Origin of the sequence: Arthrobacter sp. NPDC080082, from assembly GCF_040686595.1 — a bacterium.
Lineage (GTDB): Bacteria > Actinomycetota > Actinomycetes > Actinomycetales > Micrococcaceae > Arthrobacter.
Genome location: NZ_JBFBKQ010000002.1, coordinates 408,558 through 421,834, shown reverse-complemented (window position 1 = coordinate 421,834; position 13,277 = coordinate 408,558). Strand labels below are relative to the sequence as shown.

Below are 13,277 nucleotides of genomic sequence, written 5' to 3'. Positions count from 1 at the left end.
GCTACAGGTTACCGAGGCGGTCCCGCAGCTTGGCGAAGACCCCGCCGCTGGCGGCCAGCTTGCCCTCGGTGAACTGCTCGCCGCGGAGCTTGGCCAGCTGGCGCATGAGGTCCTCCTGGGCGGCGTCGAGCTTGGCGGGGGTCTCCACCTGGAGGTGCACCTTGAGGTCGCCGCGGCCGTAGCCGCGCAGGTGGGTGACGCCGAGCCCGCGCAGGGTGATGACCTCGCCGGACTGAGTGCCGCTCTTGACGTCGATTTCCTGCTGCCCGTCGAAGGTGTCCAGGGTCAGCTCGGTGCCGAGGGCCGCGGCCGTCATCGGAATGGTGAGGCTGGCGTGCAGATCGTCGCCCTCGCGGACGAAGGTCGGGTCGTTGTTGACCCGGATCTCCACGTACAGGTCGCCGGAGGGGCCGCCCGCCGGGCCGGCCTCGCCCTGGCCGGAGAGCTGGATCCGGGTGCCGGTGGCAACGCCGGCGGGGACCTTGACGGTCAGCGACCGGCGGCTGCGGATCCGGCCCTGGCCGGCGCACTCGTTGCAGGGGTCCTTGATGACGGTGCCGAAGCCCTCGCAGCTGCCGCATGGGGCGGTGGTCATGACCTGGCCCAGGATGGAGCGGACCGGGCGCTGGACCTGGCCGCTGCCGCCGCAAATGTCGCAGCGTTCCGGGTGGCTGCCCTCGCGGCAGCAGGAGCCCTCACAGGTGGGGCAGGTGACGGCGGTGTCCACCTCGAGCTTCTTGTTGACGCCGAAGACGGCGTCGCGCAGCTCGATCCGGACGCTGATCAGCGCGTCCTGGCCGCGGCGGACGCGGGAGGCCGGGCCGCCGGCTCCGGCGGCACCGCCGAAGAAGGTCTCGAAGATGTCCTGGAACGCGAAGCCCTGACCGGCGTAGCTGCCGCCGCCGAAGCCGTTGTCCGTGCCGTTCTCGTTGCCGGTGGTGTCGTAGACGCGGCGCTTCTGCGGGTCGGAGAGCACCTCGTAGGCGTGGGTGACCGCCTTGAAGCGCTCGGACGCGTCCTCGCCCGGGTTGACGTCCGGGTGCAGGGTCCGCGCGAGTTTGCGGTAGGCCTTCTTGATTTCCTCGCCGGTTGCTTCGCGGGAGACTCCAAGAACGTCGTAGTGGCTGCTCAAAGTGTGTATCTCTTCCTTTTTGTACTGCCGGTGCTGGGCGACAAGCCTGGTGGTGGATCCGGCCGGTCAGGGCCCGAGGATCCGTGAAAGGTAGCGGGCCACCGCGCGGACGGCGGCCATAGTGGTGGGGTAATCCATCCGGGTGGGGCCGAGGATGCCCACCTTGGCGGTGGCGTCGGGGCCGTACCCGGTGGCCACCACGGAGGCCTCGGAGAGCCCGTCGTAGGGGTTCTCCCGGCCGATGCTGACGGTCACGCCGCGGGGGTCCTCGGCCATGTCCGAGAGCAGCCGGAGCATGACCACCTGCTCCTCGAGGGCCTCGAGGACGGGGCCAATGCTCAGCGGGAAGTCAACGTTGGAGCGGGCGAGGTTGGCCGTGCCGGCCATCACCATCCGCTCCTCGCGGCTGCTGGCGGCCAGCGCCTCCAGTCCGCGGGCCAGCGCCTGGGCGGCGCCGCGGCGGGCGGGGGCGGTGCTGTCGACGACGTCGGGCAGGGTCTGCGGGAGCAGGCTCAACGGGGTTCCGCCGAGCCGGCCGAGGAAGACGCCCCGCAGCTCGGCGAGGGTTTCGTCGCCAAGGTCCTGGCCGACGTCGATGACGCGCTGTTCGACCTTGCCGGTGTCAGCGATGAGGACGGTCAGCACCTTCCGCGGTGCCAGCAGCACAAACTCGATGTGCCGCACCCGCGCTCGGCTGAGCAGCGGGTACTGCACCACGGCCACCTGGTTGGTCAGCTGCGCCAACAGGCGCACGGTCCGGTCCAGGACGTCGTCGAGGTCTTCGGAGCCCTCCAGCAGGGCCTGGATGGCCCGCCGCTCCGCCGGGGACAGCGGCTTGACCGCGGAGATGCGGTCCACGAAGAGCCGGTAGCCCTTGTCCGTGGGGATCCGGCCGGCGCTGGTGTGCGGGGCGGTGATCAGCCCCTCGTCCTCCAGCGCGGCCATGTCGTTGCGGATCGTTGCGCTGGAGACGCCCAAGTGGTGGCGTTCCACCAGCGCCTTGGAGCCCACGGGTTCACGGGAATGGACGTAGTCCTCCACGATGGCGCGCAGCACTTCGAGTTTGCGTGGTTCGCTCACGCCGCACCTCCAATCGAGCCTCAACCGTCAACCGGCGCCCGCCGCCCGGAAGAACCCGGGGGTTAGCACTCGGCATGCCTCAGTGCTAACCAGTCTAATATGTCCGGCCGCGTTGTTAGCATTGGATTCGCTCCGGGCGTGACCGTGGCAAGCCGGGCGACTGCCCGGCGCGGCCGGCCACCACCCCGGCCCGACGCAGTCCCCCGTTGCAGTTCCGCCCCGATGCAAAGCAGTGTGTAACCGATGTCCTATCAGAACTGGGGCCCGCAGGACCTCACCGCCCCCGCCCCTTCCCAGCTGCCCGAGGTCCCGGTGCAGCGCGGCATGGTCCTCGAGGACGTGCAGTCCGGCTGGGTTGGTGCCGTCACCCGGGTGGAGAAGTCCGGCGGCATGCACGTCGTGGCCCTTGAGGATCGGCGCGGGAAGTCCCGGACTTTCCGACTCGGCTACGGCTTCCTCCTGGAGGGCCGGCCCATCCGGCTGATGCCGCCGGCACCCCGGGCGCCCGCAGGACCGGCAGCCGGGACGCGCACGGCGTCCGGCTCGGTGCGCGTGGAGGGCCAGCGGGCGCAGGTGGCCAAGGCCAGCCGGATCTGGGTTGAGGGCAAACACGACGCCGAACTGGTCGAGAAGGTCTGGGGCGACGATCTCCGGGTCGAGGGCATCGTCGTCGAACCCCTGCACGGCATCGACGATCTCTCAGCCGCGGTCAGGGACTTCCGTCCGGGTCCCGGCCGCCGCCTCGGCGTCTTGGTGGACCACCTGGTGGCCGATTCCAAGGAGTCCCGGATCGCCGAGGCCGTCATGGCTTCCCCCGGAGCCCGCGGAAACGTCCTGATCGTCGGCCACCCGTACATTGACGTCTGGCAGGCCATCCGGCCGTCCGTGCTGGGCATCGAACGCTGGCCCGTGATCCCCCGCGGCGTGGACTGGAAGACCGGCATCCTGACCGCCTTCGGCTGGCCGCACAGCACCAAGGAGGACATCGGGTTGGGCTGGCAGAAACTCCTCGGCGCCGTCCGCAGCTACGCCGACCTGGAACCCTCGCTTCTGGGCCGGGTGGAGGAGGTCATCGACTTCCTCACCGCCCCGGAACAGTAGGGCCCGTCCGGCAAGGTGGCGGGCGTCGGCGCCCAAGCAAGTATTCTTGATACGGTGGCCGCCGCGTTGTGACGGTGGCCGCGCCCGCACAGGTACCAACGCTCCACCGCAATCCAAAGGACGAAACGTGGCAGAAGACGCACGCGAACACACGGACCCCCAGGCCGGTCACGGCCAGTCGCAGTACCATGGCGTTCCCGCAAATGCGCTTCCCCTGACCGCCAGCGAGGACCGTCAGTGGGCCACCCTGTCGCACTTCGGCGGCATCCTCGGCTGCATCCCGTCGCTGCTGATTTACCTGATTTTCAAGGACCGCGGACCCTTCACCGCCCAGGAGTCCAAGGAAGCGCTGAACTTCACCCTGCCGCCGACGATCGCGGCCGTGGTGGCCAACCTGCTGGTGTTCGTCCCCGTGGTGGGCAACCTGTTCGCGGTCCTGGCCACGGTCATCTGGATCGCGCTGGCCTGCTTCTCCGTGGCGGCCGGCATCCACGTCAACCGCGGCCAGCCGCACCGCTACGAATTCAACCTGCGCTGGATCAAGTAGCGCCGGTTCCCACAACGTCAACGGGCACCCCGGGGATTTCTCCCGGGGTGCCCGTTTTTGTCTTTCCCTGGTGCGGGCGGCTCGCCGGCCCGGCGGGTCAGTCCGGCAGCAGCCGTCGGACGACGGCGTCGGCCAGGAGGCGGCCCTTCAGCGTAAGGACCAGCCGGCCGCGGAAGGCCTGCGCCGGTTCCACGAGTCCGTCGGCGATCAGTCCCGCGACGGCGTGCCGGCCGGTTTCCTCCAGCCCGCCCAGGCTGGGGATGTCCAGGCCCGAGACCAGCCGCGCCTCGAGCATGATGCGCTCGATATTGCGGGTCTCCGAGTCCAGGGTTTCCCGGCCCGCCGCCGGGGAGGCGCCGGAGTCCAGCCGGGCGGCGTAGGCGACGGGGTGCTTGACGTTCCACCAGCGGACGCCGCCGACGTGCGAGTGGGCCCCCGGACCGATCCCCCACCAGTCGTCCCCGCGCCAGTAGGCGAGGTTGTGGCGGCAAGCCTGCTCCGGCGTCGCCGCCCAGTTGCTGACCTCGTACCAGCCCAGCCCGGCGGCGGAAATGAGTTCGTCGGCCAGTTCGTACTTGGCCGCGTGGTCGTCGTCGTCGATCCCCGGGACCTCGCCGCGGCGGATCTGGGCGGCGAGCTTGGTGCCCTCCTCGACGATCAGGGCATAGGCGCTGATGTGGTCCGGGCGGTAGGACAGGGCCGTCTCCAGTGAATGGCGCCAGTCCTCCAGCGACTCACCGGGTGTGCCGTAGATCAGGTCGAGGCTGACGGCCAGCCCGGCCTCGCGGGCCCACTCCACCACCAGGGGCACCCGGCTGGGCGTGTGGGTGCGGTCCAGGACCTTGAGCACGTGGGGCACGGCGGACTGCATCCCGAAGGACACCCGGGTGAAGCCGGCGTCGGCCAGGAGCTGCAGGGACTCGCGGGTCACCGAGTCCGGGTTCGCCTCGGTGGTCACCTCGGCGCCGGGCGCAAGGCCCCAGGTGTCGACGGCGGCACGCAGGATGCGGGCCAGGTCTTCCGCTGGAAGGAGGGTGGGGGTGCCGCCGCCGAAGAAGACGGTGCTGAGCGGACGCTCCGGCAACCCGGAATCGGCCAGGGCGCGGGCCGCGAATCCGACCTCCGCGACGGCGGTGTCGGCGTAGGCATCCTGGGACGCCCCGCCGCCGAGTTCCGTGGCGGTGTAGGTGTTGAAGTCGCAGTAGCCGCAGCGCACCGCGCAGAACGGGATGTGAACGTAGAGCCCGAAGGCCCGGCCCCCGGCGCCCTCCAGCGCCTGGGCGGGCAGCAGCCCGTCCGACGGCGCGGGGTCGCCGAGGGGTAGTGCGCTTGGCATGGTTACTTCTTGGCCTTGTCCTTGGATTCTTCCGTGGTCAGGGCGGCGATGAACGCCTCCTGCGGTACCTCGACGCGGCCCACCATCTTCATGCGCTTCTTGCCTTCCTTCTGCTTCTCGAGCAGTTTGCGCTTTCGGGTGATGTCACCGCCGTAGCACTTCGCGAGCACGTCCTTGCGGATGGCACGGATGCTCTCGCGGGCGATGATGCGGGAGCCGATCGCAGCCTGGATGGGCACCTCGAACTGCTGCCGCGGGATCAGTTCGCGCAGCTTGCCGGTCATCATCACACCGTAGGCGTAGGCCTTGTCCCGGTGGGTGATGGCGCTGAATGCGTCCACCTGCTCGCCCTGGAGCATGATGTCGACCTTGACCAGGTCGGCGACCTGGTCGCCGTCGGCCTTCCAGTCCAGCGAGCCGTAGCCGCGGGTGCGGGACTTGAGGATGTCGAAGAAGTCGAAGACGATCTCGGCCAGCGGGAGCCGGTAGCGGATCTCGACGCGGTCCTCGGAGAGGTAGTCCATGCCGCCCATGACGCCACGGCGGCTCTGGCAGAGCTCCATGATGGCGCCAACGAACTCGTTCGGCGCGAGGATCGTGGCGGAGACCATCGGCTCGCGGACCTCGGCCACCTTGCCCGTAGGGTATTCGCTGGGGTTGGTCACGTGGATGACCTTCTTGTCCTCCAGTGTCACCTCGTACTCGACGTTCGGGGCGGTGGAGATCAGGTCCAGGTTGTATTCGCGTTCCAGCCGTTCCCGGGTGATTTCCAGGTGTAGCAGGCCCAGGAAGCCCACGCGGAAGCCGAAGCCCAGCGCGGCGGAGGTCTCCGGCTCGTAGACCAGCGCGGCGTCGTTGAGCATCAGCTTCTCCAGCGCGTCGCGGAGGACCGGGTAGTCGGTGCCGTCCAGCGGGTACAGGCCGGAGAAGACCATGGGCTTGGCGTCCGCGTAGCCGGCCAGCGACTGCGTGGCGGGCTTGGCCATGTTGGTGACGGTGTCGCCCACCTTGGACTGGCGGACGTCCTTCACGCCGGTGATCAGGTAGCCCACCTCGCCGACGCCCAGGCCCTTGGACGGCGTGGGCTCCGGGGAGCTGACCCCGATCTCCAGCAGTTCGTGGGTGGCGCGGGTGGACATCATCTGGATGCGTTCGCGCGGGTGCAGCATGCCGTCGACAACGCGGACGTAGGTCACCACGCCGCGGTAGGTGTCGTAGACCGAGTCGAAGATCATGGCCCGGGCGGGGGCATCGGGATCGCCGACGGGGGCGGGCAGGTCGCGGACAATCTTGTCCAGGAGGGCCTCGACGCCGGCGCCGGTCTTGCCGGAAACCCGCAGCACGTCCTCCGGGTCGCCGCCGATCAGGTTCGCGAGCTCCTCGGCGTACTTCTCCGGCTGGGCGGCCGGCAGGTCGATCTTGTTCAGGACCGGAATGATGGTGAGGTTGTTCTCCATCGCAAGGTAGAGGTTGGCGAGGGTCTGCGCCTCAATGCCCTGCGCGGCGTCGACCAGCAGCACGGCGCCCTCACAGGCGGCCAGGGACCGGGACACCTCGTAGGTGAAGTCGACGTGGCCGGGGGTGTCGATCATGTTCAGCGCGTAGCTGGTGCCCTCGAGCTCCCACGGCATCCGGACGGCCTGCGACTTGATGGTGATGCCGCGTTCCCGCTCGATGTCCATGCGGTCCAGGTACTGGGCCTTCATGTCACGGGACTGGACGATGCCGGTGAACTGGAGCATCCGGTCGGCGAGCGTGGACTTGCCGTGGTCAATGTGCGCAATGATGCAGAAGTTCCGGATGAGGGCCGGATCTGTTGCGGCAGGCACCGGGGCGGTGCGGGCCATGGGAGACACGCAGGGTCCTAACTCTTGGCTGAACTGGTGAAGGTTTTGTCCGCGGGCTGAACAGCCGGCGTCGCGCCGTGCTGCCGAAGGCCGCAATTCTCGTCCCCTTAGTCTCCCACGTCCGGGCGCGTGGGTCTGCATTCCGGCCCGCCCGAACCCGGCGCCGGTAGGGTTGCCCATGGCATTGAACCTTCGCTCCCTCGGCAAGGCCGTCCGCGGCACGCTCCGCTTCCTTGGCGTCGGCGGCGCGCCGGCCGCTCCCCCGGCACGGCGCCGCCCGGCCGGGACGTCGTCCGGTCCGCGCCGCGGCGGACCTGTTCCTTCGTCCTACCCCGGCGACTTCCGCGGGAAGGCGACTGTCAGGTACGCCCCGAACGCCAACGGGGTGCCCGAGCCCGGGGAGATCGTCTGGACCTGGGTGCCGTTCGAGGAGGACCACAGCCAGGGCAAGGACCGCCCGGTGCTGCTGGTGGGAAGCAAGGGACGGTATCTCCTGGGCCTGATGCTCACCAGCAAGGACCACGACGGCGATCCGCGGCGGGCGGCGAACTATGTGGAGATCGGCACGGGTCCCTGGGACCGGCAGTGGCGGCCCAGCGAGGCACGCCTGGACCGGATCCTGCAGATCGACCCGGCATTGGTCCGCCGGGAGGGTGCCATCCTGGACGCCGGGCGGTTTCGCGCGGTGGCCGCGGCGCTCCGCGACCGGCAGGGCTGGTCCTGACGGCTATCTCGTCACTGAGCATTTCGTCATCGGACAGCCGTTTCTGCTATTATTGACAGCTGTGTGTCCGTGCAGGTCGACGGCCACAGATGGTTGGTCGCCATAGGTATCCCCACGCCGCTCAGTCAATGGCCAATCTGAAAGCCCTCTAGACCATTTTCCGCATTGAAAAAGAGAGTTCACACGTGGCTAATATCAAGTCCCAGAAGAAGCGCATCCTGACCAACGAAAAGGCTCGCCTGCGCAACAACGCAGTCAAGTCCGAGCTGAAGACGGCCATCCGCGCCGTCAACACCGCCGTTGCGTCCGAAGACAAGGATGCCGCGTCTGCTGCACTGGTTTCCGCCAGCCGGAAGCTCGACAAGGCCGTCAGCAAGGGTGTTCTGCACAAGAACAACGCTGCAAACCGCAAGTCGGCGATCTCCAAGAAGGTCAACGCACTCTAAGGTTTTCCAGTTCAGCTGAACTGATGATTGTGGCCGGCACCGCCAAGGTGCCGGCCACAGCCAGTTATCGCGGCTTTCGGGATCGCCGGGCTGCCGTCCCGGGTTCCCGACGCAGCTACGTGCGGCCAGCCCCCTAGCGGCGGACGGAGCCGGCGATGACCGTGACGGCGTGTTCGACGGCGTAGACCGGGTCCCGGGACAGGCCCTTGACCTGTGCGTCCGCCTCGGCGGTGACCTGGATGGAGCGCACCAGCCCCTCCGGGGTCCACCGGCGGACGTCCCGCTGGGCCTGCTCCACCAGCCAGGGTTGCATGCCAAGCTGCTTGGCGATCTGGGCCGAGGAACCCTGCGCCCCGGCGACCTTGGCCAGGGACCGCAGTTTGGCCGCCAGCGCGGCGACGATCGGCACCGGGTCGGCCCCGGTATCCAGCGCATGGCGCAGAGTGGAAAGAGCGAGCGGGGCGTTGCCCGCCATGGCGGCGTCGGCGACCTTGAACCCGGAGGCCTCAACCCGGCCGCCGTAATAACGGTCCACCATATCGGCGTCGACGGCTGTGGTGGCGTCGGCGATCAGCTGGCTGCAGGCGGCGGCGAGTTCGGCCAGGCTCGCCCCGACGGCGTTGATCAGGGCCTGGACGGCGTCGGGTTCGATCCGGCGCGAGGCGGCCTTGAACTCTGTCATGACGAAGGCAATCTTCTCGGCGTCCTTCTTCAGCGGCTGGCAGTCGACCACCGGCCAGCCGCCGGCCTTGATGGCGTCGAGCAGCTTCTTGCCGCGGACTCCGCCGCCGTGCCGCATCACCATGACCGCGTCGGGTTCGGGCTCCGCCAAATACTTCAGGGCGTCGGCCAGGAACGCGTCGTTCATCGATTCCAGCGCCTCGACCTCGATCAGCTTTTGCTCACCGAAGAGGGACGGACTGACGTTCATGGCCAGCGCGCCGGGTTCGTAGGCGGCGGCGCTCATCCGGGTGACCTCGACGTCGGGGGCGGCGGTGCGCACCAGTTGCCGGAGCCGGTCCATGGCGCGGGACGCCAGGTAATCCTCGGGGCCGCCCACCAGCACCACGGGAGCAGGCGTCACGTCCCGCCAGGTGGCGGTGTTCGTGGCCGCGGCCTTGGTGCGTTGGTTCTGGGCAGCAGCCACTGGTGATTCCTCCGGAGGGTTGGTTTGCAGAGTCTAAGCGTCCCACGGCCTCGCCGGACGGCCAAGCCGCACGAGGGCCGCCAGGGGCGGTCCAGCGCCAGGGCCAGCCCCCGCACCGTCAGGCCGTGCATCGCGAGTGTGAGGCGCCAGGCACGCTCCGGGTGGCCGACCAGCCACGCGGCGCCAAAGGTGAGCAGGGACAGCAGCGCCATCGTGGCGGCACCGACTCCGCCCTCGGGCCATGGTAGCGCGGCTCCCGGGAGCCCGGCGAAGAAGCGGGCGACGGCCCCGACCCCGGCTGCAAAGATCCCGGCCACGGCCATCGGCGCGGACGCGAGGGCCGGTGTCACCGCGAGGAGCGGTACTGCGGCCGTGCCCAGCAGCGTCACCGGTGCCACCAGGACGGCGGCAGCGAGGTTCGCCGCGAGGGCATACGTCGAAAAGCTCGGCTGCAGGAGGACGATGACCGGGCCGCAAAACAATTGGGCGGCGAACGGCACCGCGACGCCGGCGGCTACGGCGCGGGGCACCGTGGCCGGAAACCACGCAATCACGGGCCGCCCGGCTGCGATGATGCCGAGGGTCGCGAGGACCGACAGCAGGAACCCGAAGTCATCCGCCAGCCCGGGGTCCATCAGGAGCAGCCCGATCACCGCCGTGCACAACAGGTTCAGCGCCTGCCCGGACCGCCCCGCCGCGACCGCTGCCAGCCCGACGGCACCCATGCAGGCGGCGCGCAGGACACTCGCATCCGGGCCCACGAGCGCTACGAACAGAGCCAGCCCGGCCAGCGCCAGCCCCGCGGCAACGGGACGGGGAAGCCGCAGGCTCCGCGCCCCGAGGAGGAGCGCTCCGAGCACCAGGCTGCAGTTGGCCCCGCTCACGGCGGTCAGGTGGGTCATGCCGACGGTCTTCATCGCCGCGGCGAGTCCGGGGTCCAGGCCGGAGGTGTCGCCCGTGACCATGCCGGGAAGCAGTCCGCGGGCGTCACCGGGCAGTGTCCGGGCGGCCGCCGTGTAGCGGGCGCGCAGCCCGGACAACGCCGCCTCCGGATCACCCGCGGTGCCGTCCGTCCCGGCTAGCGGAACCGGGGAAGTGGTGGCGGAGAGCGTCCCGGCCTGGGTGCGCCCGGCCTGGGCGGCTTTGAGCTTCCCGGTGGCGCGAATGTGCTGGCCTTGTTCCACGCCGGCCCAGTCTTCCCCGCCGAGGACCGTCAGCGGGGTGGCCGTCCCGATGCGGTGGCCATCGTGGATGAGGGTGCGGAGGCTCGCCTCGACGGACCATCGCGCGGGGGCGCCGCGGCCCGGCGGTGCGGCGAGTCGTTCCGGAGCGGCGGTGATGTCCAGTTCTGCCACGACGGACGCGTGGGCGGCGAAGGCTTCAGCCACGGCACCCTGCTGCCGTTCGGTGGCGGCGGCGCCGGCATGCGATCCGGCCCCGGCGGCGAGGGCGAGTCCCACGGCCAGGGTCGCCCTTGCGCTTCGCCGGGCGTGGCTTTTCCCGCCCCGTTCGGCCGTCCGTTTCCGCATGAGCAGGAAGACGATGCCCGCGAGGAACACGGCGCAGATCAGGGCCTGATCGAGCGGCCGGATCCACGCGCCGGCCAGGGAGCTGGCCCAGACCAGCAATGCGGCCGGCACGAGGCGCAGGTCGCTACGCCTCCGGGCTCCGCGGTCGGGCGGACCGTTCCGCGGGGCAGACACGTGACTCGGCTGCCGGGTGTTCGACGTCCATGGGAGTTGGCCGGACAGCGTGTTTCCGAGGTGTGCCTCCAGCCGCCCCCTGATGCTGGCCGCCCGTGAGGAGCGTGCCTGACCGCCCGACGTCTTCCGCGTGCGCCTGTCCGTCAGCGCGCCTTTAGTGCCCGGCGACTCCTGCCGGGGCGCTAGGCTGGTGACCGCGGCGTCCCGATAGGCCTGCCAGGGGCGTTGCTGGTGCCCGGGCTCCGGCTTCCGGCGTTCGCCTGGCATGTCAGACCCGCACCAACGGCAGCAGGGCCTCGAGGAGTTTAGGCCCGACGCCATCCACGGCGTCGAGCTCCTCCACCCGGGTGAACCGGCCGTGTTGTTTGCGCCAGTCCACAATCCGCTGGGCGAGCACCGGCCCCACCCGCGGCAGCGTGGCGAGTTCCTCCGCGTCGGCGGTGTTGAGGTTGACCTTCGCGGTCCCGTTCCCTGAAGCCCCGGACCCGCTTCCGCTGCCGCCAGAGGACCCGCCTCCCTCCCCCGACGCCCCGCCCTGCGAATCCTGCGCCTCGGGGCTGCCCCGTTCGGGCACGACGATTTTTTGGCCGTCCTCCACGGCCGCGGCCAGGTTCAGCCGGTCCAAGTCCGCGGTGGGCGTGGCCCCGCCGGCGGCAGCGATTGCCTCATGGAGCCGGCTGCCCGCCGGCAGTGTGAGCACCCCCGGCCGGATGACAGCGCCCGTGACGTGCACGACGACCCGCTCGGCCGGAGCGGCGGGCGCAGTCTCCACGGCCGCGGCAGTTGTTGACCTCTCACTCAGGGGCACGACCTGCGGAGCGGAGCCGGCGGCCCGCCACCAGAACCAGCCGCCGAGCAGCACCGCAACCACGGCAAGCAGGACGGCGGCCCCGCGGGCCGTTCGCCAGCGCACCACGGGCGGCGCAAACTCCGGCACCCCGTCGTCCGGCCGGGCGTCAGGGGACGAATCGAGGGGATCCAGCAGGGGCGCGTCGTCTGCGGACCCCTCCGCAGACGTGTTTCCGGACGGCCCTAGGCTGGCGGCCCAACGATGCCGGGCCGCGAGGGGACCCGGAAGGGTCGAAGTCGGGGAACGGCGCGGCATGCGTCCACGCTAGGTGCCAGCGCAACTCTGCCGATAGGCGCCGGCGGGCCTATGTGGACAGCTGGCCCTGCTAAGAACCGGCCGGCGGACCGCTCGGGTCGGAGGACGCCGCCGGGGATGGTACCGGGGTACTGCTCTCCCCCACCACCACGGCCAGCACCCCCAGCCCTGCGTGGGCCGCGAGGACGGCCGGCAGCGAACTGATCTGTGCGGGTGGGCAGCCGGGCAGCCGGTCCGCCAGTCGGGCTGCCAGCTGTTCGGCCTCGGCAGGGTTCCCGAAGTGGTGCACGGCGAGCCGCGCTTCACCGGCGGGCCGGGACAGGGCGTCGTCGGCCGCGATTTCCTCCAGCCGCGCCACCGCCCGGGCCGCGGACCGGACGCGTTCCAGCGGGACGATCCTGCCGTCGTCGACCGCCAGTATGGGCTTGATCGAGAGCATGGTTCCCCAGAGGGACGCGGCGGCGCCGATCCGTCCGCCGCGCCGCAACTGCTCCAGGCTGGGGACGTAGAAGTACACCTTGGTCCGGGCCAGGCGGGCCTCGGCGAAGCCACGCACGGCCGCGGCGTCCAGCCCGTCGGCCGCGGCCACGACAGCGCTCTGCACGCCCATTCCCTCGGCCATGCCGGCGGTGCGGGAGTCAAGCACCTCCACCAGAATGTCCACCCGTGCGGCCGCCAGCCGGGCCGAGTCCGCGGTGCCCGAAAGCTCGGCGGACAGATGGATAGACAGCACGGCCTCGAACCCGCGGGCGGCGGCGTCGCGGTAGGCGCGTTCGAACTGGCCCGGCGACGGACGCGAGGTCCGGACCTGCACACCCCCGGCCAGGGCCACGGCGATGGTTTCGGCGATGTCGTCCTCCCCCTCACCATAGATTTCCTCGCCCACCATGACCGGCATGGGCACCACGGTCAGGCGCCCGTCGGAGGTAAAGTCGCGCACCCAGTCGGCGGGGAGGGCCGCTGCGGAATCGGTCACCACCGCGGTCCGGACAACGGGGACCACGGCCAGTTCGGCGGCATCCGGCCGGGTGGCGCGGCGCAGCCGCAACAAGCGTTCCCGCAGCCAGGGCCAGCCCGGCGGCTCACGGTCAGGCACGAAACACCCCCTG

General features: G+C 70.3%; 12 protein-coding genes. 4 read left to right on the top strand and 8 right to left on the bottom strand.

The genetic code is table 11. From position 1 onward, the window contains the following. Position 1: 1 nt before the first annotated feature. Positions 2–1,132, bottom strand: a complete 1,131-nt coding sequence (gene dnaJ, locus AB0O44_RS06325) for a molecular chaperone DnaJ (protein ID WP_290257781.1) — start codon at positions 1,130–1,132, stop codon at positions 2–4. A gap of 66 nt (positions 1,133–1,198) precedes the next feature. After that, on the bottom strand, positions 1,199–2,212 hold the full coding sequence (hrcA, locus tag AB0O44_RS06320) for a heat-inducible transcriptional repressor HrcA (protein ID WP_364135582.1): 1,014 nt from the start codon (positions 2,210–2,212) through the stop codon (positions 1,199–1,201). Positions 2,213–2,455: 243 nt separating this feature from the next. Between hrcA and AB0O44_RS06315 the strand changes: the two genes are divergently transcribed. Together AB0O44_RS06315 and AB0O44_RS06310 are read left to right on the top strand one after the other, a co-directional pair. Then, complete coding sequence (locus AB0O44_RS06315) at positions 2,456–3,313, top strand: DUF3097 domain-containing protein (protein ID WP_364135579.1); 858 nt, start codon at positions 2,456–2,458, stop codon at positions 3,311–3,313. A gap of 127 nt (positions 3,314–3,440) precedes the next feature. Continuing rightward, positions 3,441–3,860, top strand: coding sequence for a DUF4870 domain-containing protein (locus AB0O44_RS06310; RefSeq protein WP_290257778.1), 420 nt, complete (start codon positions 3,441–3,443; stop codon positions 3,858–3,860). Between the two features lie 97 nt (positions 3,861–3,957). On the opposite strand, the gene hemW is transcribed toward AB0O44_RS06310, so the two are convergent. Both hemW and lepA read right to left on the bottom strand, forming a co-directional pair. Continuing rightward, positions 3,958–5,196, bottom strand: a complete 1,239-nt coding sequence (gene hemW, locus AB0O44_RS06305) for a radical SAM family heme chaperone HemW (protein WP_290257777.1) — start codon at positions 5,194–5,196, stop codon at positions 3,958–3,960. A gap of 2 nt (positions 5,197–5,198) precedes the next feature. Then, positions 5,199–7,052 carry a translation elongation factor 4 gene (lepA, locus tag AB0O44_RS06300; protein WP_290257776.1) on the bottom strand — a complete coding sequence of 618 codons (1,854 nt, stop codon included), beginning with the start codon at positions 7,050–7,052 and terminating at the stop codon, positions 5,199–5,201. Between the two features lie 169 nt (positions 7,053–7,221). Here lepA and AB0O44_RS06295 point away from each other — a divergent pair, with 169 nt between their 5' ends. After that, entirely contained in the window at positions 7,222–7,767 is a 546-nt protein-coding gene (locus tag AB0O44_RS06295) for a type II toxin-antitoxin system PemK/MazF family toxin (RefSeq protein ID WP_364135574.1), read from the top strand. Between the two features lie 185 nt (positions 7,768–7,952). Next, complete coding sequence (rpsT, locus tag AB0O44_RS06290; protein WP_364135571.1) at positions 7,953–8,213, top strand: 30S ribosomal protein S20; 261 nt, start codon at positions 7,953–7,955, stop codon at positions 8,211–8,213. Between the two features lie 133 nt (positions 8,214–8,346). On the opposite strand, the gene holA is transcribed toward rpsT, so the two are convergent. From holA to AB0O44_RS06270, 4 genes are all read right to left on the bottom strand, one after another. After that, positions 8,347–9,360, bottom strand: a complete 1,014-nt coding sequence (gene holA, locus AB0O44_RS06285; protein ID WP_364135568.1) for a DNA polymerase III subunit delta — start codon at positions 9,358–9,360, stop codon at positions 8,347–8,349. Beyond that, positions 9,294–11,000: a ComEC/Rec2 family competence protein gene (locus tag AB0O44_RS06280; RefSeq protein WP_364135565.1), complete on the bottom strand. Its 1,707-nt coding sequence runs from the start codon at positions 10,998–11,000 to the stop codon at positions 9,294–9,296. The genes holA and AB0O44_RS06280 overlap by 67 nt, the downstream gene beginning before the upstream one ends. Positions 11,001–11,331: 331 nt before the next feature. After that, entirely contained in the window at positions 11,332–12,000 is a 669-nt protein-coding gene (locus AB0O44_RS06275) for a ComEA family DNA-binding protein (RefSeq protein ID WP_364135562.1), read from the bottom strand. Between the two features lie 238 nt (positions 12,001–12,238). Next, positions 12,239–13,264, bottom strand: coding sequence for a DegV family protein (locus tag AB0O44_RS06270; RefSeq protein ID WP_364135559.1), 1,026 nt, complete (start codon positions 13,262–13,264; stop codon positions 12,239–12,241). Positions 13,265–13,277: the final 13 nt, after the last annotated feature.